Consider the following 25,906-nt stretch of genomic DNA (forward strand, 5'->3'; position numbering starts at 1 on the left):
AATTTAGACTTTGCGTTTAAATATGGTGGAGATGAGCGGGATCGAACCGCTGACCTCCTGCTTGCAAGGCAGGCGCTCTCCCAACTGAGCTACACCCCCACATAAGATGCAATTACAGAATATATCAAATAACAGTAAGCTTGTCTACAGTTATATAAGATTTGGTGGAGATGAGCGGAGTTGAACCGCCGACCTCTTGTCTGCCAGACAAGCGTTCTCCCACTGAACTACATCCCCACTACCCTAGATTAAAACTATGGTATAAATCAGCCAAACCATAAATGACTGTTTCCAATCTTTATTTATACCCTGCATTCACTGGTCTGGCCTAACCTAACCATAAACATGCAGTTTTATGGTGGGCCTATCTGGACTCGAACCAGAGGCCTCATCCTTATCAGGGATGCGCTCTAACCATCTGAGCTATAGGCCCCCATCCAAAATAACAGAGCAAAAAATACCAATTTAAGTCAATTTTGTCAAGGCAATATATGCCTATCAGTTACTTTGCCCCTATTATTTGGTACCTAAAAACCTTAATTCAATTCCCCCGCTAATCTTAAGAACAATATTTACTATCCACATGGCCAATGTACCTATAGCCGCAATTACCACTGACCCGATTAGCCCTCCAATGATCATCAGGGCTATGCCAGCTGCGTTTCCTCCGGGAAGCCAGGACATATCCAGGCCTAAACTAGGCAGCAACTCATTCAGGCTTACGCCTGCAGCAGAGAAACCCAGCCAGGTAACTAGAAATATTATTCCAGATACAATTAGGGCAATGACAAAGAATATAAGGTAAAAAACAAGTAAATACTTGAATATGGAGAACTCGCTAACGCTTTTTAATGTTTTTCTTTCTACTGCCATCACTCTCTCCAGATTGTTGATTTAAGCAAACCTACATCTTAGTATACTTTTCTGCCATATTGCCCAGCCATGGGAACTTGTAAAGTTCGCCTTGATTAGCTTTCATCACTATGATGATCCTTATAATCAAAGCTGCTACCCATACTATAGGAAAGCAAGCTACTCCTATAATTACCATAGTTAGGATGGCCCCAATTATATATCCAATGACCTCGGCAATACCTATTATCAGTGATTGCATGGCATGAAATTTTACAAAATAATTTTCTTTTTCCAGGATATAAATAATTAATCCTGAAAGCCAGCCAGCACCAACAATAAAGCCGATATGGGAAATGAGGACTGCCATTTTGGGGTCCATATTGGTTGAGCTTTTTTTGTTGAAATCCGGATGTACTTCTGCTTTGTTTTCTTCTGCCATCTTACTTCCTTTCCTATGAGTTTTCATTAAATAAATGATAACAATTTTATTGTATAAGATTTTCTATAAATTAAATAGGAGAAAAAAATTAATTTTCAGGAGCAATAATGCCGAAAGAGGCAATCCTGCTATCTTTATCCAGATTCATAACCTTAACTCCGGTAGTAGCCCTGCCGGTCCTGGATATGGATTTTGCCGGTGTCCTTATCAGTACGCCGTTAGTAGATATAACCATAATGTCCTGGCCTTCTTTTACTATGCCGGCCCCTGCCAGTTTACCTCTTTTTTCGGTAAGTTTAACTGTGGATACGCCCTGGCCCCCCCGGTTCTGCCGCTTGTATTTGGGAAGGGGGGTTCTTTTACCAAAGCCATTTTCGGTTAATACAAACAGGTCCGCATTTACTTCCTTAACCACCATCATAGTCAATACCTGGTCCCCTTTAGCCAAGGTCATGCCTTTAACCCCGGTAGCAGTCCTTCCCATGGAGCGGCAATCCTGTTCTGAAAACCTAATAGCCTTACCATTTAAGGAAACCATGATTACATCGTTATTTCCATTGGATTTTTCCACCTTGATAAGTTCATCGCCTTCCCGGATAGTTATAGCTATAATTCCATCTTTTCTGGAAGTGTCGTAAGCGGTTATAGGCGTTTTCTTAACCAGCCCCTTCTTGGTAGCCATTACCAGATACTCGTCTTCATTATATTCTTTTACCGCAATTATGGCGGTAACCCTTTCCCCGGTAGTAAAAGGCAGCAGGTTTACTATGGCCTTGCCCTTCGATGAACGGCTGCCGGTAGGCAGCTCGTGCACCTTCAGCCTGTATACCTTGCCTTTATTGGAAAAGAACATAATATAGTGATGGGTAGAAGAGATAAACAGGTGCTCTACAAAGTCATCTACCTTAAGATTCATGCCGCTTACTCCCCTGCCTCCCCTTCTTTGCTTGCGGTAAGTAGTAACCGGAACCCTTTTAATATATCCGGAATGGGTTACTGCTATCACATTTTCTTCTTCGGGAATAAGGTCTTCAATTTCTATATCTGCTGAGGAAGCATTAATTTCAGTTCTTCTTTCGTCAGCATATTTTTTCTTCATGTCCAAAAGCTCTTCTTTGATAATCTTGTATATGAGACTATCATTGGCCAGTATTTGCTTTAGCTCTTCTATCTTTTTCTTTAATTCCTTATATTCATTTTTTACTTTTTCCCTTTCCAGGCCGGTTAATCTCTGCAGCTTCATATCCAAAATGGCCTGAGCCTGAGCTTCGGAAAGGTTAAACTCTTTTATGAGCCTATTCTTGGCGGTGGCAACATCTTTGGAGGATCTAATGGTTTTAATAACCTGGTCCAGATTATCTAAAGCTATAAGCAGGCCCTCCAGTATATGGGCCCTTTCTTCTGCTTTTTTCAGCTCATACTTAGTTTTTCTTACTACTACCTGGTAACGGTGCTTTTTATACTCTTCTATCAGACCAGTAAGGTTTAAAGTTTTGGGTACCCCACCCACCAGGGCGATAAGGATAATGCCAAAAGTTTCCTCCAGCTGGGTATGCTTGTAAAGGTGGTTTATGATTACATTGGGCTCAACATCTCTTTTTACCTCTATTACCGCTCTCATACCTGACTTATCTGACTCATCCCTTAAGTCGCTGATGCCTTCCACCCTTTTGGTTTTTACCAGTTCTGCAATCTTTTCAATAAGTTTAGACTTGTTGACCTGGTAGGGCAGTTCGCTGATTATGATTTGGGTCTTTCCCTTTTTCTGCTGCTCTATATGTACTCTGCCCCGCATGATTACTCTGCCCCTGCCGGTCTGATAGGCTTGTACTATGCCGTCCATACCCATCACTATGCCCCCGGTAGGAAAGTCGGGACCTTTTAAAAATTTCATCAGTTCCTTAACTGTAGCCTGGGGGTGGTCAATATAATAGGTTATGGCATCTACCACTTCACCTAAATTATGGGGTGGGATATTGGTAGCCATGCCTACCGCAATACCGGAAGACCCATTAACTAAAAGATTAGGAAACTTGGCCGGCAGAACCGATGGTTCTTTTAAGGAATTATCAAAATTGCTTACAAAATCTATGGTTTCTTTTTCCAGGTCCACCAGCAGCTCTCCTGCAATACGGGAAAGCCTGGCTTCGGTATACCTCATGGCAGCAGCACTGTCTCCGTCTATGGAGCCGAAATTTCCATGGCCGTCCGCCAGGGGGTACCTATGGGAAAAATCCTGCGCCATTCTCACCAGGGAATCATAAACCGCAGTATCGCCATGAGGATGGTACTTGCCTAATACCTCCCCCACGATCCTAGCGCATTTCTTATAAGGGGAGTTATGGGTCATACCCATATCCTGCATAGCATAAAGTATTCTTCTATGAACCGGCTTTAATCCGTCCCTTACGTCCGGCAGAGCCCTGCCTATGATTACGCTCATGGCATAACTTAAGTAAGACTCCTGCATTTCCGATTCTATCTCAATGTTTTTTACTTTTCCTCTTAATTCAAATACCATAACCTGCCTGCCTAAATATCAATAAACAATACATCTCTTGCATTCTTTTCTATAAATTCCCTTCTGGGCTCTACCTTGTTGCCCATAAGGGTTGAAAAAATATCATCTGCAATTAAAGCATCCTCAATTTCCACTTTGAGTAGAGTCCTGGTTTCAGGGTTCATGGTGGTTTCCCACAACTGCTCTGCATCCATTTCCCCCAGGCCCTTGTACTGCTGTATGTCTGTTTTTGCCCCTTTAAGTTTATCCAATACCGCCTGCAGCTCTTTTTCACTGTAGGCATAATAAGTTTGTTTGCCGCTTTTTATCTGGTATAAAGGAGGCTGGGCAATATATACATACCCTTCTTCCAGCAGTTTCGGCATATACCTGAACAGAAAAGTAAGGATTAGGGTACGGATATGGGCTCCATCTATATCGGCATCAGTCATGATGATAATCTTGGAATACCGGGCATTGGAAATATCAAATTCTTCATCAATACTGGTACCCATAGCGGTAATGATGGCCTGAATTTCCACACTGCTTAAAATCTTATGCAGCCTGGCTTTTTCTACATTTAAAATCTTGCCCTTAAGGGGCAGTATGGCCTGGAATCTGCGATCCCTGGCTTGCTTGGCACTTCCCCCCGCCGAGTCTCCCTCTACTAAAAACAGCTCACAGAATTGAGGGTCGGTAACCGAACAGTCTGCCAGTTTACCCGGCAGGGTGCTGCTCTCCAGCAAAGATTTTTTCCGGGTCAAGTCCCTGGCTTTCTTGGCTGCATTCCTGGCCCTGGCCGCTTCTAGCCCTTTATTGACTATAACCTTGCCAATGGAGGGATTTTCTTCCAGGAACTCTGCCAGTTTGGCATTGACCGTGCTTTCCACAAATCCCTTAATTTCGCTGTTGCCCAATTTGGTTTTGGTCTGTCCCTCAAACTGGGGGTCTTTGAGTTTGACACTGATAATAGCAGTAAGGCCTTCCCGGATGTCTTCCCCTATCAAGTTATCTTCCTTTTCCTTTAGCAGCTTACTGGACCGGGCATAATCATTAATGGTACGGGTCAAAGCCCCCTTAAACCCGCTAAGGTGGGTACCGCCTTCAGTGGTGTTAATATTGTTGGCAAAAGAAAATATGCTTTCGGAGTAGCCGTCGGTATACTGCATAGCTATTTCCAGTTCATGGTCATCTTCAGAATTACTGATGTAAATCACCTTTTTATGAAGGACATCCTTCTTTTCACAAAGGTATTTTACAAAATCTACAATTCCGCCCTTATACTGGAACTCATCCCTCTTATCTGCACCCTCTCTCTGGTCTATTAAAGTTATTTTTAGCCCCTGGTTTAAAAAAGCCATCTCCCTAAACCTGCTGGCCAATATCTCATATTTATAATCTATATCCTCAAAGATTAAAGGATCAGGATAAAAGGTGATCACGGTACCATGGGATTTAGTAGGCTCAATCTTTTTTAACTTGGTTACCGGCTCACCCCTGGCAAATTCTTGCCTGAATACATAACCATCTCTTCTCACTTCAACCTTTAATTTTTCTGACAGGGCATTGACTACTGATACTCCAACTCCGTGCAGGCCCCCTGATACCTTATAGCCTTCGCCTCCAAACTTTCCACCTGCATGCAGCTTGGTAAGCACCACTTCTACTGCAGACAAGTTATATTTATCCACTTTCTTTACCGGTATACCCCTACCATTGTCAATTACGGTTACTGAAGTGTCCCGGTTAAGCACTACCATAATATTGTCGCATACCCCGGCCATGGCTTCGTCAATGCTGTTATCTACCACTTCATAGATTAAATGGTGCAGGCCCCTGGAGCCAGTGGAACCTATATACATGCCCGGCCTTTTTCTAACTGCAGCCAAGCCTTCTAAAACGGTTATGTCTTTTGCATCATAATGAGAATTTACCAAAAAAATACACCTCTCAAATACCCTATTTCTTACACAAATAAAGGGTAATAAGTAAACAACTGATGCTGCCTTCAAATATACTCATTACCCGCGGATAAACATATTATTTTAGGGTAAAAATTAATTTTTATAGTTAGATATTATAACATATTTTTATTAAAATTTTAGTACCTGATTTAACTAATAATCCTCATTTTTTAGATCATTTTTAAACCTGATTTTTTCTACTACTTCTGCTCCGGCATATTTATTTATTTTATCTATGAGCGTCCTGGACATCAGGTTTAGTTCATTAGCCCAGGTGGAGCTGGTCACTGATATTTGCAATGTATTTCCCCTGAGGCTTTGAGGCTTGGATTTTTTACCAATCTGTTCCCCAACAATTTCTGTCCAATGGTTAAAGATGCTGGATACTTTAAGCCGGTTGCCTATATTAAGCTGCCCCACTACTTCATCCAATATGTTTCCAATAGGTTGTAGGCCTGTTTCATCCATAATATTTTAAACCAATATTTTCCATATTTTCCACTAATGATACCATTGCCTGTTACTTTTTAAAAATTAGCTAATATCACTAAATTTTTTGCTGGATTATGCGGCCGTCCTTTACTTGGTAGTAAGCGGCAATATTTAAAGGCAGCTCTTCTAAATAATTAATATGGGCAGCGGTAATAAAGGTTTGAAAGCCGTCTTTTAGTTTCTCAATGAGCAGCCTTTTTCTGCTAACATCTAATTCCGACATCACATCATCTAATAGCAGGACCGGGCTCTGGCCCATCTCCTTTTTTAAATAGAACAGCTCGCAGAGCCTTAGCGCTACTGCGGCTATCCTTTGTTGTCCCTGGGAGCCAAAACTCCTTAAATCTGAACCCTGCAAAGTGATAACCAAATCATCACGGTGCGGACCCGTGCTGGTAGTTTTAAGGGCTAGATCCTTATCCCAGGATTGCCCCATGGCCCGAGCGTACTGCTGGCTAATATCCTGGCCAGGGGTTAAGGGCAGGCCGCTGGACCGGTTCCAGCTGGGCACATAAGATATTTGTGCGTTGCTGTCAGGAAAAAAATAGGATACCAGGTTCTTAAATTCTTCTTCCATCCCCGCTATCAGCCCCAGCCTGTATTCCATTACCTGCAGGCCATAACCGATAAGGTTCTGGTTCCATACTTCAACGGTGGCATTGGGTTTTAGGCCTGGCTTAAAATTCATGCTTTTTATCAGGGAGTTACGCTGGTTTAAGGTTTTTTGATATTGCAGCCGCAGCCTGCTAAAGCCCTTTTGGGTGATATCCAGCATATTATCCAGGTAATTTCTCCTAAAAATGGGGCTTCCCTTAACCAGGTTAAGGTCGTCAGGAGAAAATATCACCGCCGAGACTATAGAGGTAAACTCTGATTTCTTACGGGAGTAAACCTTGTCTATCCTCAGCCTATAGCTGTTATCGCGCCTGAGTTCAATCTCTATTAAGCGGGATTTGGGCCCGTTTGCCACAGAGGCCCTTATAAGCCCGTAGTCCTGGCCATCGGTAATTATTTCCTTCTGGCTTGCCGTACGGTGGGATTTTCCGGAGGAAAGATAATAAATTGATTCCAGGAAATTGGTTTTACCCTGGCCGTTGTCTCCCGTAATTACAGTGGTACCCCGGCTTAAATCCAGGCTTAAGTGCCGGTAGTTCCTAAAGTTTTTAAGTTCAATGTGGTTTAAATACACCTTTTATTCTCTAACTGCACCCGCTGCAGTTAGCACAGGAGCCGGAGCAGCCCTTGCCTGCAGTTGGTTTAAGTTCTGTATTGGCCAGTATGGGACCTGAAAAAATGCGCAGCATATCCCGGCTGCCGCATTCAGGGCATCTTATATCCGTATCGGCACCAATTACCAGTTCCCGGACCCGGCTGCATTGATTGCACCTATAGTCTACAAATCTCAAATCCCCGTCTCCTGATAAGTAAAATTTTACATGCTTATATTACTAAAATATGGCTAAAATATGAAGAAGGGGGCCGGCATATTATATGGTTTAACTTTTTAATTTATTTTTTTATAATTATAGCAATTATATGTAAATTGATAATATGGGTAAAAATACAGATAGAACAGAAACCAAGGAAAGAATTATAAAAGCTTTTCTGGATATTATAGGCCAAAAGGGAGACTTAAGGGTTACCGTAAGGGATATTTCCAAGAAAGCCAATGTAAACCTGGCGGCAGTAAACTATTATTTTAGGACCAAACAAAACCTGCTGGATGAAATAGAAAAATACTTTTTTAAAAAGGTTTTTGATAATAACCAGATACTGGATGATTTAAGCCTCTCTCCCAAACAAAGAATACTAAACTGGGCCCAGGGGATTATAGTGCTTTTAGACCAAAATCCCGGCATAATATGGGTAATAGCCAATAAAGTAATCAAGAAAGAAAAAGATAGCATATTCCTAAATGAATTTATCCATCAAAAAGACCAGAGGATTTCCAGGCTGATAAAAACAATAACTGGCATTAATGACCCTAAGCTCCTCTCCATAAAAACCTCACAAATCATCTCCGGCATAACCAGCCCCCTTATTTTTTTCTACGGGTTAGGCAAGGAATTTGACTTTAACCTGGATAATACCGAGAATTTAATCCTTTATACTGAAACCCTTATAAACAGTATCTTAAACGCCTAATTTAAATTGCTGTATTGACTAAAATTATTGCTTCTGCTTAAATTAAAACAAATGTTTTAAGCAATAGTTTTAATCAATAGTTTTATTATGGATAGATTCAGTCGTTTTATAGTTAAAAGACCCATGGCGGTCATCATAATTTTTGCCCTGTTAATAGTTCCTTCCATTCTGGGAATGCTTCATACAGATACCAATTATGACCTGCTTAGCTACCTTCCCCGCAGCCTAAACTCTGTGCAGGGCCAAGACATTCTGGATGAGGTATTCGGCATAGGAGATACCATCTACCTTATAACTGACAGCCAGAAACTGTGGGAAGCAGAAAAACTTAAAACGGGACTGATGGCCATACCCGGCATAGAAGATGTATTGTGGCTGGATACCTATTCTGATACCGCAGTGCCCTTGGAATTTATGCCCGAACAGATAAAAGAAAACTTTATTTCCGGCAGCAATACCTTAATGCAGATACAAATCAACCCCGATTACGAGGCCCAGAATGGGCCTATAGTACAAAACATAAGACAGGTGGCCCAAGACAGCAGGATAGCCGGATATAAGGCAGTAATCGAAGACTTTCAAGCCATAATAGATTCAGAAATGGGCGTATATCTGCTTATTGGTTTTATAGCTATCTTCATCATACTGGCCCTGGCCACTACCTCTATTTTGGAACCGGTGCTGCTCCTGCTGTCAGTTGGTATTGCCATACTTATTAATATGGGCAGCAACTTTTTTATAGGAGAAATTTCCTATATAACCGGCTCTGTGGCTGCAGTAATGCAGCTGGCGGTGTGCATGGATTATTCCATATTTTTAATCCACCGCTACCATCAAGAAAAAAAATTATGCCCTGCCTGTAAAGAGGAGGCCATGGCCCGTGCCCTGTCATCTATGGGGCCCACGGTAAGCAGCAGCGCCCTGACCACGGTAGCCGGTTTTGGAGCTTTGATGATAATGCAGCTGGGTATGGGAAAAGACCTGGGTTTTGTTTTAGCTAAAGGGGTAGTGATAAGCCTGATTACCACTCTTACCTTCCTGCCGGCTTTGGTGCTGGCCACCGACCGGTGGCTGGACAAGGCTACCCATAGAATATTTTTACCCCGCTTTAATCTCATATCCAAATGGATATTGAAGTTCAGATGGGTTTTTTTAGTTATACTGCTGCTGGCAGTGATCCCTGCCTATATAGCCCACAACAACTTGGACTATTATTTCTCTACCGGCAAAATGCTGTCTGAAGATGCCCAATCCATTAAAGATACTGAATATTTAAAACAGGAGTTTGGCCAGGGAGACATAATTTACGTTATAACTGAAGACGGGCACCGGTTAGAACAGGAAGCAATGGCTGATGAGATAGAGGATCTGGAGCATGTTTCCCAGGTAAGCGGACTGTCCCAGGTAGCTGATCCCTACCTGCCCCAGCAGATGCTGCCCTCCCAGGCTATAGAACAATTCAGCAAAGGCGGCTATACCCATATCTATGTGCAGCTAACCAGTGAGCGGGACAGCCCCCAGGCTACTGATACCATACAACAGATTAGGAACATAGCCGGCCGCTATTTTAACCATTATTATGTGGCAGGAGAAGCAGTGCTTACCAGCGATATGGCCGCCATAGCCCCACGAGACCTAAAATTGGTAAATATCCTGTCTATAAGCCTGGTGGCCATAATTTTGGCTATAACCTTTAAGTCTATATCCATACCAGCCATACTTATCCTCTTAATTGAGGCTGCCATATGGATTAACTTAAGCATCCCCTACTGGGGCACGGGCGAGGTGTCTTTTATGACCCCTATCTTTATCGGGGCTATCCAGCTGGGAGCCACTATTGATTATGCCATACTGTTTACTTCCAGCTACCAGGAATCGCTAAAACAAGACCTGGATTGCAGCCAGGCAGCACAGGAAGCCATAACCAATACCGGACAGTCAATCCTGACCAGCGCCCTTATACTGCTGGTAGCTACCCTGGCTATTGCTTTGTTTACCAGTGTCAAGGCTACTGCTGAATTTACCTTTTCCATTGGCCGGGGAGCGGTAATAAGTATGGCTTCCATCTTTTTAGGGCTGCCCAGCCTGCTGGTAGCCCTGGATAAAATTATAGGCTGGACTACCTGGAAATGGAGAAAAAATTAAAAGAAGGGATAAGCTATGAAATTTAAATACACTCATAAAATAATGACTGCAATAATATTTCTTCTGGCTGGACTACTGACTTTTTCCAGCTTGGGTTTCACTGCTGCTGTAAACAAAAACGAGACTGTATTTGTGTCTTTGGATTACCAAGGCCAGGCCACTAATATAGAAATAGTAAACTGGGCCCAGGCCAGCGGTAAATTAGGCCCCCAGGGCTGGACTGATTGGGGAAACTACAGTCAGATAGAAAATTTGACCGGGCCCCAGCAGCCGGAAAGGGAAGGAGATAAATTAATCTGGCCGGAGGAAGCATTTCAAAACGGCAATCTTTTTTACCGGGGGACCATTGACCAGGAGCTTCCTTTAGGCATAGAAATTGATTACTGGCTAAACGGCCAAGAAATTGAGCCGGAACGCTTGCCGGGAGCTGCCGGAGAACTAAAGATTAGTATAAATATAACCAACCTGTTAGAAAAAGAGCAGGAGATAACCTATGCTGGCTACCAGCAGAAAAACTTGAGCCGGACCGAACAATATTATATACCCCTGATGGTACAGGTATCACTGGAAGTTGACCTGGAAAATTTCCGCGATATAAGGTGCCCTGATGCCATTAAAACAGTAGTGGGCAGGACCATGAACATAAGTTTTGCTACCATCCCCTATCCTGAACAGGAATTTACGGTTACCATGGTATCTGACCATATTGAGCTGAATCCTATTAATATAGTTGCTTTCCCTTCCGAAATACCCCAGGCTGAATATCAGGACCTTAGCCAGGATTTAAATGACCTTGCTGACGGCCTGGGCCAGATAAGCGAAGCTTTATCCGAGGCCAGCCAGGGAACTGAAAAATTTAAAGATGGTGTAGCCGAACTTAAACAGGGAACAGTAGAATTGGTAGACGCTATTTCTTCTATAAACCATGGAGCCTATACCTTGTCGGAAAATGCGGACAAGATAACCGGGGGCTTATCCGGACTGGCCAAAGGTTCAGAAACATTCTATGAGCAAAGCCAGCAGCTGCTTCCGGGGGCCGAGCATCTGGCCCAATCAGTAACCCCTATGGGAGATGCCTTAAAACAGCTGGATTCCGGAGCAATGGACCTGGCTAGGGGAACCGGCCAGTTTCAGGAAGGTTTAAATCTTTTAGCCTCTACTAATGACTCTCTGGCCATGGCCGCCCAGGCCGCTTTATCTGATCCTGAATTAAATGTTTTGCTGGCTTCTGACCCTGAACTGCTGGGACAGGTGCAGGCAGTTCTAAACGGAGTGCTGGCAGAAAGGATTATACTGCAGGGAGATGGCAGCCCGGCTAACCCGGGTCTTAAATCTGCCGCCGCCGGCATTAATCAGGGAGCGGCTGAAATAAGCAAGGGCATCAGCGGTTTTTACCAGGGATTTAATAATTTCAGCCAGGGAATGGCACAGTTTTTAGAGCAGATTAAAAACCTGCCCCCGGCTATAGGCCAGCTAAATGAAGGAATAGAAAAACTTTATGCTGGCTGGAATAGTTATAGCCAGGGAATTGGAGACCTTTACTCCGGCACCCAAAAGCTTTGGGACAATATTCAGGGGATGCCCCAGGATATAGGACAAATGCAGCAACATATAAACGATTTGGCCCAGGGAATCTCTGAAATTAATGAGCAAGGAGTAGAAGAGATAAATTCAGAACTGGGCCAAGGTATAGACCAGATTAACTTGGGCCTAAAATTGCAGGAAACCATAAATTTAAGCGCGGAAAATTACAGTTCTTTTGCCCATCAGGATAATACCCGCAGCCAGGTACAATTTGTTATGCGCACTCCTGCCATAGAGGCCCCGCAGGAACTGGTTCCGGATACTGAACCAGATCCGCCCAAGACCTTCTGGGAAAAGCTGCTGGAACTGTTTAAGCCCTGAGGATGGATGAGCCCCGATATTGGTACTGGAAATAATATAGCCTGGATAGCAGGCCCGTTTCTAAGCTAAAAAGTAAAATAATTAGTCTTGGAAAGAGCCTAAATGATTAATATGATGTCTAGCAGTATTTGTATAGACACTACAGTTATAGAGGACTTTGGAGACCCGGGGAAAGCATTTAAACAAGAGATAAGCAGAAAAGACCGCAGGAACAACAGCCCTATAACCATTACATATTTTACCCTGGATCATTTATCCCCCATGTCCAATACCTAAAATTACATGCAGCTTTAAATCACTTTAGGATTTAACCAGAACCTTTTTAGAATATTTCCTGCTGCCCTTATTCTTATTGGATGAATGTTTATTGCCCTTAGAAAACCTGGGCCCTTTAGCTTTCTTACCGCCGCCAGAGCCATCAACCCTTATCTTCCTGCCCTTATAATCTTCATCTTCCAGCAGATCAATAACTTCATCCATAAAAGGCTCTTTTATATCCACAAAAGAATATGCCCCTTTAACATTTATCCTTTCAAACTTATCTGCAGCCAATCCGGTCATACTTTTAAGGTAACCATGCATCTTGGCCTTATTAAAACCATCCATGGTGCCTAGATTTATAAACATGCTCTTACCCTTTTTATTAGAATTCCTGGCCCTTTTATGATCCTTGCTTGCGAAATCTATATTCAGATCATTTTCTTTTCGGTAGTATTCTATAAACCGGTTAAACTCCATGGAAACCATCCGCTTTATTAGCTCTTCCTTATCCAGATGCTCAAGTTCGGCATATATAACAGGAAGGTATTTAGAAATCTCTTCCTGGTCTACCTCTACTCCCTGTATCTTTTTTATCAAACCCAGAAGCTGGACCTCACATACCTCTACCCCGCTGGGGACTTTATTATATACAATCTTTTTATTTATCTGTCTTTCAATTTGCCTGATCTTATGCATATCCTTGGTATTAGCAATAGAAATAGTTATACCTGATTTTCCCGCCCTGGCGGTTCTGCCGCTACGGTGAGTATATACTTCAATTTCATCCGGCAACCTGTAATTTATTACATGGCTGATATTGCTAATATCTATACCCCTGGCCGCTACATCGGTAGCCACCAGCAGCTGCAGGGATCTTTCCCGGTAAAGTTTCATTACCTTGTCACGGAAAGCCTGGCTCAAATCCCCATGCAGGGAATCCGCATTATAGCCATCTTTTACCAGCCTTTCGGCAATCTCCCTGGTCTCTATTTTGGTCCTGCAAAATACTATGGCAAAAATACCGGGATTAGCGTCTACAATCCTTTTAAGTGCCTTATAACGGTCCACTTCATGCACCACATAATAAATATGTTCGCTATTTTCTGCCGCAGAATTCTTGGCTCCAATGGTAACCTCGCAAGGATCAGCCAGATACCTTTTAGTTATCGAATGCATTCCGGCAGGCATGGTAGCTGCAAACAGCCAGGTCTTCTTCTCAGCAGGGGTAAATCCAAGTATGGCATCAATATCTTCACGGAAACCCATATTGAGCATCTCGTCTGCTTCATCAAGAACTGCATACCTAATTGTAGAAAGATCAATCTTCTTTCTCCTTATAAGGTCCGAAAGCCGGCCGGGAGTAGCTACCACAATGTGAGCGCCTTTTTTTATACTGCTTATTTGTTTCCCTATGCTGGATCCCCCATACACTGCAACTACCCTTACATCCTTAAGGTATTTACAGTAATCTTCCAGATCCCTGGTAATCTGGACACATAATTCCCTGGTAGGGGCCAGTATAAGGCCCTGCAGTACTTTTGAGCCAGTATCTACCAGGCTGATAAGAGGCAGGCCGAAAGCTGCCGTTTTCCCGGTTCCGGTCTGGGCCAAACCTATAAAATTACGGCTGCCATCCTTTAAGGCTGGTATTGACTGCTCCTGTATGGGAGTGAGTTTCTCAAACCCCATTTCCGAGATGGCCTTAATTAATTCTGTTTTTATTCCCAATTCTTCAAATTGATTCATTTTTATATCCAATACAAATAATATTTACTAATATGATGGTTTAAGGTGATGATAAAAGAAGATACTAATTTCCCGTCCAAGACCTGTAAAACTACCAGGGGGCCTAAATACATTTAAAATAGGACACTTATCCCTGCATCAGCCGCTAATTATAGCAGGTTGGCGCCATAATAGATAGATACAATATTAATACCTTATAATATAAATAACCCTATCTTTAAAATATTATAAAAAAGGGCAATCACCGGTGGGCCCCAATATTGGTACTTGAAATAATACAGCCTGGATAGCAGGTTCATTTCTAAGCCAAACATGGCAGTAAGGGAAGAGGCAGAAGATGAGGCTATTGGTTATGCGGAAGATAGCCTCTCCCCTATAGGGACCATAGACAAGCTTAGCCGCAAAGCCCAAAGCGGATACCGATAGTGGGCTTAGGGACAATAGAGAAGAATGCGTACACAGGCTGGCCGGCCAAAGAGGCCAAAGCATTATGGTCCTTAAAATGCTTGCATTAAATAATGAATCTGGCCGCTATATTAACAGGAGGCATAAGGAATACCGGAGGGATAGCTTGATCTAGAGTTTATTCAATAAAGTACTATGCAACCCGGATATATTGTAAGGCAGTTATCCAATTTGCATTAAAAATAAATTATTAAAGCTTAGAAGCGGATCCAGTCCAGCCACAATATTTGAAACACAAAACCTGAACCTTGTCCAACTATACAAGCATAAAAAAATAGCCTATCATATTATATTTATAATATTGGTAAGGGAGTGTGGGCATGGATATAGATATTGACACTTATATTCCGGGAAAAATAATATGTGTAGGAATGAATTACAAATCTCATATAGATGAACAGGACGGCAGGTTTCCAGCTAGACCGGTTCTTTTTTCCAAAGCAGTCAGCAGCATAATCAAAGACGGCCAATCCATACTTTATCCGCCCCAGGTCAAGGAACTGGACTATGAGGTAGAGCTGGCAGTAATCATAGGCAAAAAAGCCACAAAAGTAAATAAACAGGAAGTATTTGACTATGTCTACGGCTATACTATTATCAATGATGTAACCGCCAGGGATATCCAGAGGGACCAGGGCCAATGGTACCAGGGCAAGAGCTATGATACCTTTGCCCCTATTGGGCCCGCCATTATAGCTAAAGATGAAATTGAAGATCCCCAGAACCTTAATTTAAGATCATATGTAAATAAAGAACTGCGCCAGAATTCCAATACTTCTGAAATGATATTTGATATAGCTACCCTGATATCCTATATTACCCAGGCTATTACCCTGATGCCGGGTGACCTGGTAGCAACCGGGACTCCGGCGGGAGTGGGCGTTTTCATGACAGAAAAGAAATTGCTCCAGCCGGGGGACGAAGTGATTTGTGAAATCGAAAACATAGGCAGGCTAGCCAACAAGGTTATGAGGGCCGATGATAGCAATTGCTGAAATTTTTTTAGGAGCTATGGTAGTAGGATTTTCAGGAGCAATGGTGCCGGGCCCCATGTTTACCCTTACTGTTACCGGGGTAGCCCAGCGGGGATTCTGGGCTTCGTTCTTCATTTCCCTGGGCCATTCCATACTGGAACTTCTATTGGTGATTAGTTTCTTTTTAGGGATATTGAGATACCTGGACAATCCCCTGCTGATGAAGGTTATAGGTATATTGGGAGGCTTTTTTTTACTGTACCTGGGCGGCCAGCTTATTTATTCCGTTCTTAAAAAAAAGGTAGCAATAGAGTGGCAAACTGATGAAGCCAAACCTCTTGCTCCCAGATTTTATGCTGCTAATTTTATGCTTAAAGGGGCAATGGTAAGCCTTATAAACCCGTACTGGTATATCTGGTGGGTCAGCATTGGGGCTGCTTTCATGATTAAGGCCATGCAGTACAATATTGCCGGGGTAAGCTCTTTTTTCTTTGGCCATATAAGCGCTGATTTTATTTGGTTTATGTTTGTGGGATTTTTGGTAAGTACCGGAAAAAGATTTCTTAACCTGAAAGTGTATCGCATTATTCTGATATTATGCGCCTTGTTTCTGCTGTATCTGGGAATCAAATTTATAATGGATTTCCTTTAGCCCCATAAACCTTTATAGTATGGTTATAAACAGTTTTCCATAACAGGGGTTAAGGAGTCATATATGAAAAAGGTAATAGTATATTCCACTTCTGCCTGCCCTTACTGCAGCCAGGTAAAGGATTACCTTAGGCGGCATAATATTGAATTTAGCGATATTGATATCAGTGTCCATCCGGAAAAGCTATCGGAGATGGCCGAAAAATCCAAGCAGGTAGGCATACCGGTGATAGATTTTATGGGAAAAATAATTGTGGGGTTTGAAAAAGAGGAAATAGATAGGGCTATCCAGGAATTAGACCAATAAATATAATAATGAAACCAGTATTTGACAGTAAAGACATAACTACCACTGAATTTGAAGACCGATGGGTAAAGTTTGCCTTTGGCAGCCAGGGCATGATAAAAACAGGCGCCCTTAATTTGGGAATAGTGGAATTTAAACCCGGAGTCCAGCCCTTAGCCCACCGGCACCAGACAGAAGAAGCATTATATGTAATACAAGGTGAGGGGAAAATAATGATAGGCTCTTCATGGTTTGATTTGAAAGCAGGCAGCTTTGTGCATATACCCCAGGGAGAGAACCACCTGATTAAATCCAGCAAGGACGCCCGGTTAAAAATATTATTTATTTTTGGCGGAAAAACAAATATAGATTATTAAATTCTAACCCGGCTCCGCATGTATAAGTACTTCCTCTATCTGCTTTATCTGTACCCGCAATGTGTTTTCCGCTTCTGTTATTATCTTATGGGCCTGTTCAATATTAAGGGAACTATCCATCCTGCAGTGAAAAGCCACATGGTAACTTTCACCTTTTTTAAGCACCGTAAAATCATGGCAGGTGCCGGGATCTATCAAAGGTGATACCTTTTCTTTTATTTCCTCTATCAGCTGGCCTGAGTCCAGGGTAATATCATCCCAATATTCCTGGCCGGACAGATCCTCGGCATGTATATATATTTTTCTTAAATTGCTTATTTTAGACCTTATTTTTTGTTCAGTGTCCCTGGTAAGCCTTTCTACCTGCTCCAGGGTCATGCCGGCAGACAGCTCAACATGAACCGAAATGTCAGTATGGTCACCTACTTTATACAAGTAGATATTGTGTACATCCTTGATCCCAGGCTGATTTAGGGTTACCTGCTTTAAATAATCAGAAATGTTTTCGTCGGCCAGCCTGGGTTTTATTTCCACAATTATCTGCGAATGAGGAAACTGCTTCCTTATTTTTTCGCGTACCCTGTCCTTTACATTCTCTGCCTGGCTGAGGTACAGGTTATGGGGTGAACATAAGCTAAGGTTGATAAATTTTATTCCCCCTACTTCATGTATCTTTATATCTTCTATGCTTTCAATATCCTGGTCATTGCCCAAAATCTCCTTTATTTTCTGGGTAACCTGTTCCGGTATATAATCCAGTAGGTTCCTAATAATGCTAACTGTAAGCCTGATGCTGAGGCCAATTACTACCAGTGATACCACTATGGAAGCTATGGGATCAGCCAGGTTGTAGCCAAACCTGGCCAGCAGCAAGCCTGCTATAACTACCAATGAGCTCAAGATGTCCCCGCTGTAGTTTAAATATTCAGCCCTGAAGGCAAAAGAGTTAAACTTCTTAGCCCCCCTGTACAGCACTATCACCCTGGCTATGTTCAAAATAATAGATATGCCCAACACTAAAAACACCGGCCACCCTATGCTTAGTTCAAAATCACGGTGTATAAGCCTTTGAATGGATTTATATATTATGAATACACCCAAGCCGCTGATAACGGTAGTCTCCATAAAGGCGGCAAAATTTTCATATTTGCCATGTCCATAGGTGTGGTCTGCATCTGGAGGCCTGCTGGCTATTCTTACCGCTACAAAGGCAATGAATACTGTAACCAAGTCCAGGCCATTGTTAAGTGCCTCTGAAAATATTCCCAAGCTATTGGAGAAATAGGCAGCCATTATTTTTATTATGACTAAAAAAATGGAAACCAGCAGGGAAAAGGTGGCGATTCTCTTTTTAGTTAATACTGTTTGATAGTTGTTTTCCATGTACGTATTGCTCAGATCAATATACTGGTATTTTAATCTTTTGATAAAAATCTGTAAACATTATTAATATTGCAATATTAATATGTTTTCATGTTATTATATAAATGCTATAATAATATTTAACTTATACCAAGAGGTAAAAATGAAAAAAGAAAAATTCTATAATCTGCATTCAGATATGTGCAAAACCATATCTAACCCCCGCAGGCAAGCCATAATAGACGCCATAAGGGACAAGTCTCTTACGGTTACTGAAATAGTTCAAAAGACAGGGCTGCCCCAGTCCAATATTTCCCAGCACCTGTCCCTGTTAAGCGCCAAGGGGATTGTAAACCGCAACAGGAATGGCAGCAATATCTATTATTCCATTGCCAATCCTAAGATTATTAAGGCTTATGACCTTTTAACTGAGGTTCTTAGGGAAGAATCAAATTCCAAGCAAGATGTTATAAATGACTTGTTTTAAGGAGTGGTGATAAATATGGCAAAGAAAAAACTGGCCATGGTGGTATTTAGCGGAGATATGGATAAGCTGATGGCTGCCTTTATGATAGCTACCGGTGCTGCTGCTTCCGATATGGAAGTAACCATGTTTTTCACCTTCTGGGGATTGAAGGCGTTGAAGAAAAAGCACCGGACCGGTAAAAGTTTTTTAGGCAGGTTGATGGGTTTCATGGAAAGAGGAGATATTGAAAACACCAGTCCATCCAAATACAGCATGGGCGGCCTGGGTAGATGGCTGTTTAAAAAAATGATGAGATCCAAAAATATTACTACCCTGCCCCAGTTAAGGGATATGGCTTTACAGATGGGAGTAAATCTGTATGGCTGCCAGATGAGCATGAGCGTATTGGAAATCCCCAAGGAAGATATGATAGATGAGGTAAAGGGCTGTGTAGGGGTAGCATTTTTCATAGAAAAAGCCCAGGAAGCCGATGCCAGCTTATTCATTTAATCTGACGCCGGACCTTGACGTTTTAGCTATAATATAAAAGGAATTATAGCTTTCCTGTGTTCAGGATAATCCTCAAAGTTGTTACGGTACCAGCGGTGATTAGAAAATGCCCGGGGAAATAAGTTGGCAATAGTAAATACGGCAAAAGCCAGGCCAGGCAGTGACCAGGTAAGTATGGCCCATCCAATCCACTCCATTATCTCTCCTAAATAATTGGGGCTGGATACATATTTGAAAAAACCCCTATGGGGAATACTATATCCTTGCTCGTTGTTTTTCCTAAGCTCCCTCAGAATTGAGTCTGAATGAATATTTATGGCTAAGCCCAGCAAAAAAACCAACAACCCTATCACAAAGCGGGAACTGGTAAGCCAGTCCAATCCATAATCGGGGGCAAAATAAAAGAGATAGCGTCCATTTATATAGGTATTTATCAGGTTAAATATTAAAGCAAAAGCTATCACCATCAGGGGAAATCTCTTTTGCCCTCCCTTCATCAGCACCGGGTATACAAAAGCCCGCTGCAGATAATGGGACATCCAGATTGCCAGAAAAATTATGGCAACCAGATTATCGGACTTATTTCCAATAATAAACAGGAAGGCCATAAGGATTACGGTTGGCGATTCCATTACTATCCAGCCTAACCTGGCCCTGGTAAACAGTCCCCAGCCTTTCCGGTAGTGGCGCCCATAGGGAGCTTTAATGAACCATAAGGCCAGGAAAACAAACAGGGCTGATATGAATACTGCATATAACAGGAAATTATAAATTAGCTTTTCTTGCATAGGGTATACTATATTAGTATTAAAACGATTTTACTATTTAAACTTATTAAAGTATAGGTTTTTGAACATTTTTTTATAGCTCATTATAATAAGAGTATTGTGAATTTAGTATAGGGAGAAGTAATTGGAAAATTTTGAATACCAAAACTCTACCCGCATTGTATTTGGTAAAGACAGCGATGGAAAACTGGGTAGCCTGGTAAAAGAATATGGCACAAAGGTACTTCTGCATTATGGAGGAGGCAGCATAAAGGAAAACGGTATCTATGACCGGGTCATAAAAACTTTAAGGGCCGGGGATATTTCGGTAGTGGAACTTCCCGGGGTAAGGCCAAATCCTATATTAGGCCTGGTGCAGGAAGGTATCGATATTTGCCGCCGGCAAAAAATAGATTTTATATTGGCGGTGGGCGGAGGCAGCGTCATTGACTCTGCTAAAGCAATTGCAGCCGGAGTTCATTATGAAGGCAGCCTTTGGGACTTCTTTGAAGGAAAGGCCAGTCCCCGGAAGGTTCCGCCTGTGGGAGTAGTATTAACCATACCTGCTGCCGGAAGCGAGTCCAGTGATGTAACTGTAATTACCAAAGAAGAGGGGTTAATAAAAAGGGGATACCATAATCATCTGCTTAGGCCTAAATTTGCCATACTTAATCCTGAATTTACCTATACTTTGCCTGCATTCCAGACCGCAGCCGGTGCTGCAGACATAATGGCCCATGTAATGGAAAGGTACTTTACCCATACCAGGAATGTGGATCTTACAGACAGGCTGTGTGAATCCACCTTAAAGACAGTTATAAAACATACACCCCTGGCCCTTGAAAATCCCCGGGACTATAATGCCAGGGCTGAAATAATGTGGGCCGGCACCATTGCCCATAATGGTATTTTGGGAACAGGACGGGAGGAAGACTGGGGGTCCCATAAAATTGGGCATGAGCTCAGTGCTATTTACGGACTGACCCATGGTGCTTCACTAGCCATAGTATTTCCCGCCTGGTTAAAATATACTTATAAGCAAAACCTGCCGTTGATGGCCCAGTTTGCTTTTAGGGTATTTGAAATAGAAATAGATTATAATAACCTGGAGCAGACAGCAGTAAAAGGGATAGGGAGCCTTGAAAAATTCTTTAAGGACATTGGGCTTCCCGTCAAGCTGAGCGAAGCCCAGATAGGAAACCAGCGCTGGAAAGAAATGGCGGCAAAATGCACCGCTACCGGGCCCAAAGGCAACTTTATTAAAATGTATGACCAGGACATTATAAATATTTTAGAAATTGCACGATAGAAAGGAATGGGATGGAAGAAATATTTCAAAGAAGAAGTATCAGGAAATACACTGACCAGCCGGTATCCCGCTCACAGCTGGAAGATCTGTTAAGGGCAGCCATGGCCGCTCCCACCGCTAATAACCAACAGGATTGGGAATTTGTAATTATCGATGACCGGAAACTGTTAAATAAAATACCCAGTTTCCACCCTTATTCCAAAATGTTAAACCAGGCTCCGGCCGCCATAGCAGTTTGCGCTGATTTGGACCAGGAGGCAAGTGCTGGATATTGGGTCCAGGATTGCGCAGCAGCAACTCAAAACATTCTGCTGCAAGCCCGGCATATGGGGCTTGGTACCTGCTGGCTGGGGATCTACCCCCGTGAAGAAAGGGTGGAAGGCCTAAAAGAACTGTTGGGTTTGCCTGCCAGGGTCATGCCCTTAGCTCTTATAGCAGTAGGTTATCCGGCTGAAGAAAAGGGGCCTTCTAACCGGTTCAATCCGGACAAAATACATATAAACAAGTGGTAAAGGAGGAATTATGTCTAAGGTTAAGAAGATAACTTTAATAGTACTAACCATAATAGCCATCTTGGGACTAAGCACAGGCTGCCTCTATGGCAAGGGCGAGCTTCCCTATTATGGTGGTGCTGATACCGGCCTTAAACCTCAAAGCACCATCGCCGTATCCGGCAATGGAACGGTGAAGGCTACTCCCGATATGGTTTCTGTATCCATAAACGTGGTCACTGAAGAAGAAACCAGTGAGGAAGCGGTAAACAATAACAGCGAAATATCACAAAAAGTAATAGATGCTATCCAGGACACCCGGGCTAAGGAGCTCAAGGTTGAAACTACCGGATATAATTTGCAGCCATTATATGATTATAGCCAGGAAAACCAGCCCCCGGATATTTATGGATACCGGGTAAACAGTTCAGTACAGGTAAGCACTACTGATATGGAAAAGATTGGAGATATAATGGCCGCAGCTATTGATGCTGGCGCTAATGATATAGGTTCTTTAAGTTTTGACCTTAGCCAGGAATCCAAAAGCCAGGTTAAAATTGATGCTTTGTCAGAAGCTACCCGGGATGCTTCCCAGAAAGCAGAGGCTATCGCTGATTCTTTGGGCCTGAGGTTGGGAGACATTTATTATGTGAATGAAAGCGGGATTAGCTATCCAGGGCCTTTCTATGCTGACGAAGCCGCAGTAGCAGCTGAGGCTCCCGAAGGCCGGGGGGTACTTCCTCCCACTATCAGTCCCAGGGAAGTAGAAGTGACTGCTTATGTGGAAATAATCTATAACTTCAGATAGACCAGTATTTCGTAATTAAACTTAAGCTAAAAGGCGGAGGGGTTATTAGGTACCTGTCCGCCTTTTATTTTGCCAGCTTTAGCCAATATTTGTTCTTTCCCTGCATCATAATATTAAAAAAATATTAAAAATAATAAAAAAGGTTGACACCAGATATAGATGCTGTATTATATGAAACGATTCATATGAAACGGTTCAAGAGTAAAATGACAACCATAAAAGAAGTGGCCAGGAAGGCAGGGGTATCGGTAGGTACCGTATCCAATGTCATTAATGGCCTGGATACAGTTTCCGAATCCATAAAGCAGAAGGTAAAAGAGGTAATTAAGGAATTGGATTACCGGCCCAGCCGCCTGGCAGCGGGGTTATCCAGCAAGAAGACTAAAAATATTGGCTTGGTGGTACCTGACATTTCCTCCCCTTTTTATTCAGATTTGGTGAAGGGCATATCGGATAAGCTGCAAAGTTTGGGCTATGAAATGTATTTATGTAATTCCAATAACAGCCTGGAAAAAGAATGGGAAATTATGGGAAACCTTAAAAGCATGTGGGTAGACGGTATTATATTGATACCGGTTTATGATCAATCCCGGGACCTGGGCCAGTTAAAAAACTGGACTCAGCCCCTGGTCATACTGAACCGGGACCTAGGATTACCGGAGATAGACACCATCCTTTTTGATAATTTTTCTGGAGCCTATAATGCTGTTTCTTATCTTTTGGATCAGGGCCACCAAGATATTATATGCATTAACGGGCCTAAAAGCTCAAATTCTGCCCGGGAAAGGTACCTGGGCTGGAAAAAGGCCATGTCCGAAAGAGGTATGCATAAAGAAGATTTTTTATTTTGGGGTAATTTCAGCATAACCTCGGGGAAAAAGTTAATGTCAGAAGCCCTGGCCCGGTTTTCCTGTATCGACGCTGTTTTTGCCACCAGTGACCTGTTGGCCCTGGGAGCCATCAAGGTTATAAATTCTAAAGGTTTATCCGTACCGGAGGATATATCGCTTATGGGGTTTGGAGATATTTTTATCTGCCAGTATCTAAATCCTCCGCTTACCACGGTAGCCCGTCCTTTTGAAGCTACCGGAAACAAAGCGGTAGAAGTGCTTGTAGAAAGAATTAAAAATCCAGAAAAGAAACCGGAGAGGATAATAATAGATGGTGAAATTGAGGAAAGAAACTCGGTTGCAATTAAAAACTCTAACCCCTGTCCCGGACAGGGGTTATTGACATAGATAAATTATGATAGAAAGGAGGTTAAGACATGGAAAAAGCAAAAAGAACAATTTCTTACATACTGATCAACTACTGGCTGGCATTTCTATTAGGGATTATATTTTTAATCTCTAAATTAACTGCCTAGGTAGTCTAGGGGCTGGGATTCTCCAATAATGGAGGATTCAGTCACCTTTTAAAATAATCAAATTATCAAATTAGTTTGATTATTTTTATTTTACCCCTATAATCTCCTAAAAAATAAGAACTCAGTTAAATTATGATTACTCTAATTTTAATAGCCTTTAGCCTGGCCCTGGACTGTTTTGCCGTATCTATGGCTGGAGGCGCATTGGATCCCAAACCCAGACTGGCAAACGTACTTAAAGTAGCTTTGTTCTTTGGCTTATTCCAGGCCATAATGCCTTTAATAGGCTGGTTTATAGGAATAAGCTTTGCCCGGTTCATAGATAATTACGCCCATTGGATTTCTTTTGTATTGCTGGCAGCCATTGGAATTAAAATGATATATGAGTCTTTAAAATCTGATGATGACTGCCCTAAAAGAAATATTTTAAACCTTCCCACCCTGATTCTGTTATCCATAGCCACCAGCATAGATTCCCTGGTAGTAGGTATCACCCTGGGCCTACTTAATACCCCCCTAATTTTATCCATAACTGTAATTGGCATATTTGCTTTTACCCTTTCTGTGGCCGGCTATTATCTGGGATGCAGGCTTAGCGCTTTGTTTAAAACCCGCATTGAAATACTGGGGGGAATAATACTGATAGCCATAGGGCTAAATACTTTAGCCGAGCATTGGGACTGGCATTCCAAGCTGGCCAATATTTTTACCAATATTTTAGGCCTGTAGTTATATTTTCTTTTTCAAACAACATTAAGACATATGCAGTTAAGGACAGCTCCTTTCCATTTAATTTTTAACAAAACAGTATCAAATAATTGCTGCTTGCTTAGTTTAGCCATCTACTTTAACCTGATGTTTTTAAAGTACTGATTTTAAATTTAATTTATTTGAACTTTGTTTGTGGTAGAATTAAATAAAACATTTTAGGGGAGGTAGCTTATGGCAAGAAAAGTTTATGTCAGGGAAATATATTTCTATCTTATCTGCGTAATAGCCTTAATCGTTTTTATAATCGGCATAGTAAACCTTGCAGATAATATAACTAATTATGTCAATCCGGTAACTTATTCTTCCCGGCCCCAGGTTTTGCCCATGTACAAGGAACAGTATCCTGATATGAGTGCGGAACAAATAGAGGCTATGGTTCAGGAGGAAATGGATAATTCCTTAAGATATGAAAAGAACATTGCCCTAAGGGGCATCATAAGAGGAGTATTGATGCTGGTTATATCCATCCCCCTGTTTGCTTTCCATTGGAGAGGGGCCCAAAAAATATGGGCTTCAGAAAAGGATTAATTTAAGCTACCACTGCTGATCAAGGGGATAGACATTTATATATTTTACACTGCTTCTAGGCTGGGCCATAAATGGCTCCACTGTATCCCTCCACTGCGCGTAGTGTGCTGTTTGCTTATGCTCATCTGCTGCCATTTGGTCCCTGTAAGCTTCTATTAGGATAAACCTTGTTTCCTGGTCGTGCTGTTGGATAACGTCAAACCGGGCCACGCCCGGCTCTTTAATACTGTTGCTGGCATTATGGATGCACGCCTGCCTAAAAGCCTGGATATATTCAGGTTTAACTTCCACCTGCACTAATACTACCCACATACAATCCTCCT

The 25,906-nt window shown here is 42.3% G+C and carries 27 protein-coding genes and 3 tRNA genes; 16 read left to right on the forward strand and 14 right to left on the reverse strand.

Annotation, left to right across the window (positions count from 1 at the left end; translation table 11 throughout):
* Positions 1-23: 23 nt before the first annotated feature.
* From PHN32_04070 to PHN32_04115, 10 genes are all read right to left on the reverse strand, one after another.
* Positions 24-99 (reverse strand) — tRNA-Ala (locus tag PHN32_04070).
* 63 nt (positions 100-162) lie between these two features.
* A tRNA-Ala gene (locus PHN32_04075) sits at positions 163-237 on the reverse strand.
* Between the two features lie 119 nt (positions 238-356).
* Positions 357-433, reverse strand: a tRNA-Ile gene (locus PHN32_04080).
* Positions 434-516: 83 nt separating this feature from the next.
* The gene (locus tag PHN32_04085; protein MDD3776767.1) at positions 517-873 is read right to left on the reverse strand and encodes a hypothetical protein; all 357 of its coding nucleotides are present in this window, start codon (positions 871-873) and stop codon (positions 517-519) included.
* Positions 874-904: 31 nt separating this feature from the next.
* Positions 905-1,294: a DUF4870 domain-containing protein gene (locus PHN32_04090; protein ID MDD3776768.1), complete on the reverse strand. Its 390-nt coding sequence runs from the start codon at positions 1,292-1,294 to the stop codon at positions 905-907.
* Between the two features lie 88 nt (positions 1,295-1,382).
* A complete protein-coding gene (gene gyrA / locus PHN32_04095; protein MDD3776769.1) occupies positions 1,383-3,815 on the reverse strand; it encodes a DNA gyrase subunit A in 2,433 nt (810 codons plus the stop codon).
* 11 nt (positions 3,816-3,826) lie between these two features.
* Positions 3,827-5,731 (reverse strand): DNA topoisomerase (ATP-hydrolyzing) subunit B, encoded by a 1,905-nt coding sequence (gyrB, locus tag PHN32_04100; GenBank protein ID MDD3776770.1) that lies wholly within the window; start codon positions 5,729-5,731, stop codon positions 3,827-3,829.
* Positions 5,732-5,911: 180 nt separating this feature from the next.
* Positions 5,912-6,226 (reverse strand): DUF721 domain-containing protein, encoded by a 315-nt coding sequence (locus tag PHN32_04105; GenBank protein MDD3776771.1) that lies wholly within the window; start codon positions 6,224-6,226, stop codon positions 5,912-5,914.
* Between the two features lie 79 nt (positions 6,227-6,305).
* Positions 6,306-7,439, reverse strand: coding sequence for a DNA replication/repair protein RecF (gene recF / locus PHN32_04110; protein MDD3776772.1), 1,134 nt, complete (start codon positions 7,437-7,439; stop codon positions 6,306-6,308).
* Positions 7,440-7,449: 10 nt separating this feature from the next.
* Positions 7,450-7,656 (reverse strand): hypothetical protein, encoded by a 207-nt coding sequence (locus tag PHN32_04115; protein ID MDD3776773.1) that lies wholly within the window; start codon positions 7,654-7,656, stop codon positions 7,450-7,452.
* Positions 7,657-7,801: 145 nt separating this feature from the next.
* Here PHN32_04115 and PHN32_04120 point away from each other — a divergent pair, with 145 nt between their 5' ends.
* The 4 genes from PHN32_04120 (at position 7,802) to PHN32_04135 (ending at position 12,721) form a co-directional block, all read left to right on the forward strand.
* On the forward strand, positions 7,802-8,395 hold the full coding sequence (locus tag PHN32_04120; GenBank protein MDD3776774.1) for a TetR/AcrR family transcriptional regulator: 594 nt from the start codon (positions 7,802-7,804) through the stop codon (positions 8,393-8,395).
* 87 nt (positions 8,396-8,482) lie between these two features.
* Positions 8,483-10,540: an MMPL family transporter gene (locus PHN32_04125; GenBank protein MDD3776775.1), complete on the forward strand. Its 2,058-nt coding sequence runs from the start codon at positions 8,483-8,485 to the stop codon at positions 10,538-10,540.
* Positions 10,541-10,555: 15 nt separating this feature from the next.
* Positions 10,556-12,445 carry a hypothetical protein gene (locus tag PHN32_04130; GenBank protein ID MDD3776776.1) on the forward strand — a complete coding sequence of 630 codons (1,890 nt, stop codon included), beginning with the start codon at positions 10,556-10,558 and terminating at the stop codon, positions 12,443-12,445.
* Between the two features lie 102 nt (positions 12,446-12,547).
* Positions 12,548-12,721 carry a hypothetical protein gene (locus tag PHN32_04135; GenBank protein ID MDD3776777.1) on the forward strand — a complete coding sequence of 58 codons (174 nt, stop codon included), beginning with the start codon at positions 12,548-12,550 and terminating at the stop codon, positions 12,719-12,721.
* Positions 12,722-12,745: 24 nt separating this feature from the next.
* Here PHN32_04135 and PHN32_04140 read toward each other — a convergent pair whose 3' ends face one another.
* The gene (locus tag PHN32_04140) at positions 12,746-14,452 is read right to left on the reverse strand and encodes a DEAD/DEAH box helicase (GenBank protein ID MDD3776778.1); all 1,707 of its coding nucleotides are present in this window, start codon (positions 14,450-14,452) and stop codon (positions 12,746-12,748) included.
* A 785-nt stretch (positions 14,453-15,237) separates the two neighbouring features.
* Between PHN32_04140 and PHN32_04145 the strand changes: the two genes are divergently transcribed.
* The 4 genes from PHN32_04145 (at position 15,238) to PHN32_04160 (ending at position 17,205) form a co-directional block, all read left to right on the forward strand.
* Positions 15,238-15,912 (forward strand): fumarylacetoacetate hydrolase family protein, encoded by a 675-nt coding sequence (locus tag PHN32_04145; protein MDD3776779.1) that lies wholly within the window; start codon positions 15,238-15,240, stop codon positions 15,910-15,912.
* Positions 15,896-16,543, forward strand: a complete 648-nt coding sequence (locus tag PHN32_04150) for a LysE family transporter (GenBank protein ID MDD3776780.1) — start codon at positions 15,896-15,898, stop codon at positions 16,541-16,543. Before PHN32_04145 ends, PHN32_04150 begins: the two co-directional genes overlap by 17 nt.
* A 63-nt stretch (positions 16,544-16,606) precedes the next feature.
* Complete coding sequence (locus tag PHN32_04155) at positions 16,607-16,849, forward strand: glutaredoxin domain-containing protein (GenBank protein MDD3776781.1); 243 nt, start codon at positions 16,607-16,609, stop codon at positions 16,847-16,849.
* Between the two features lie 8 nt (positions 16,850-16,857).
* Positions 16,858-17,205, forward strand: a complete 348-nt coding sequence (locus tag PHN32_04160) for a cupin domain-containing protein (GenBank protein ID MDD3776782.1) — start codon at positions 16,858-16,860, stop codon at positions 17,203-17,205.
* Positions 17,206-17,208: 3 nt separating this feature from the next.
* Here the strand turns inward: PHN32_04160 and PHN32_04165 are convergent, their stop codons facing one another.
* Complete coding sequence (locus tag PHN32_04165) at positions 17,209-18,588, reverse strand: cation-efflux pump (protein MDD3776783.1); 1,380 nt, start codon at positions 18,586-18,588, stop codon at positions 17,209-17,211.
* A gap of 142 nt (positions 18,589-18,730) precedes the next feature.
* Between PHN32_04165 and PHN32_04170 the strand changes: the two genes are divergently transcribed.
* Positions 18,731-19,054, forward strand: coding sequence for a metalloregulator ArsR/SmtB family transcription factor (locus tag PHN32_04170; protein MDD3776784.1), 324 nt, complete (start codon positions 18,731-18,733; stop codon positions 19,052-19,054).
* Positions 19,055-19,069: 15 nt separating this feature from the next.
* Positions 19,070-19,543, forward strand: a complete 474-nt coding sequence (locus PHN32_04175) for a DsrE/DsrF/DrsH-like family protein (protein ID MDD3776785.1) — start codon at positions 19,070-19,072, stop codon at positions 19,541-19,543.
* 26 nt (positions 19,544-19,569) lie between these two features.
* Here the strand turns inward: PHN32_04175 and PHN32_04180 are convergent, their stop codons facing one another.
* Positions 19,570-20,331 carry a DUF1295 domain-containing protein gene (locus PHN32_04180; GenBank protein ID MDD3776786.1) on the reverse strand — a complete coding sequence of 254 codons (762 nt, stop codon included), beginning with the start codon at positions 20,329-20,331 and terminating at the stop codon, positions 19,570-19,572.
* 124 nt (positions 20,332-20,455) lie between these two features.
* Here PHN32_04180 and PHN32_04185 point away from each other — a divergent pair, with 124 nt between their 5' ends.
* The 6 genes from PHN32_04185 (at position 20,456) to PHN32_04210 (ending at position 25,583) form a co-directional block, all read left to right on the forward strand.
* Positions 20,456-21,619 carry an iron-containing alcohol dehydrogenase gene (locus PHN32_04185; GenBank protein ID MDD3776787.1) on the forward strand — a complete coding sequence of 388 codons (1,164 nt, stop codon included), beginning with the start codon at positions 20,456-20,458 and terminating at the stop codon, positions 21,617-21,619.
* A gap of 11 nt (positions 21,620-21,630) precedes the next feature.
* On the forward strand, positions 21,631-22,131 hold the full coding sequence (locus PHN32_04190) for a nitroreductase family protein (GenBank protein ID MDD3776788.1): 501 nt from the start codon (positions 21,631-21,633) through the stop codon (positions 22,129-22,131).
* A 10-nt stretch (positions 22,132-22,141) separates the two neighbouring features.
* On the forward strand, positions 22,142-22,918 hold the full coding sequence (locus tag PHN32_04195; GenBank protein MDD3776789.1) for an SIMPL domain-containing protein: 777 nt from the start codon (positions 22,142-22,144) through the stop codon (positions 22,916-22,918).
* Between the two features lie 206 nt (positions 22,919-23,124).
* The gene (locus PHN32_04200; GenBank protein MDD3776790.1) at positions 23,125-24,156 is read left to right on the forward strand and encodes a LacI family DNA-binding transcriptional regulator; all 1,032 of its coding nucleotides are present in this window, start codon (positions 23,125-23,127) and stop codon (positions 24,154-24,156) included.
* A 260-nt stretch (positions 24,157-24,416) separates the two neighbouring features.
* Positions 24,417-25,013 (forward strand): manganese efflux pump MntP family protein, encoded by a 597-nt coding sequence (locus PHN32_04205; GenBank protein MDD3776791.1) that lies wholly within the window; start codon positions 24,417-24,419, stop codon positions 25,011-25,013.
* A 213-nt stretch (positions 25,014-25,226) separates the two neighbouring features.
* A complete protein-coding gene (locus PHN32_04210; protein ID MDD3776792.1) occupies positions 25,227-25,583 on the forward strand; it encodes a hypothetical protein in 357 nt (118 codons plus the stop codon).
* A gap of 6 nt (positions 25,584-25,589) precedes the next feature.
* Here PHN32_04210 and PHN32_04215 read toward each other — a convergent pair whose 3' ends face one another.
* Entirely contained in the window at positions 25,590-25,895 is a 306-nt protein-coding gene (locus PHN32_04215) for an antibiotic biosynthesis monooxygenase (protein MDD3776793.1), read from the reverse strand.
* Between the last annotated feature and the right edge of the window lie 11 nt (positions 25,896-25,906).

It is taken from the genome of Actinomycetota bacterium (assembly GCA_028698215.1).
GTDB lineage: Bacteria > Actinomycetota > Humimicrobiia > Humimicrobiales > Humimicrobiaceae > Halolacustris.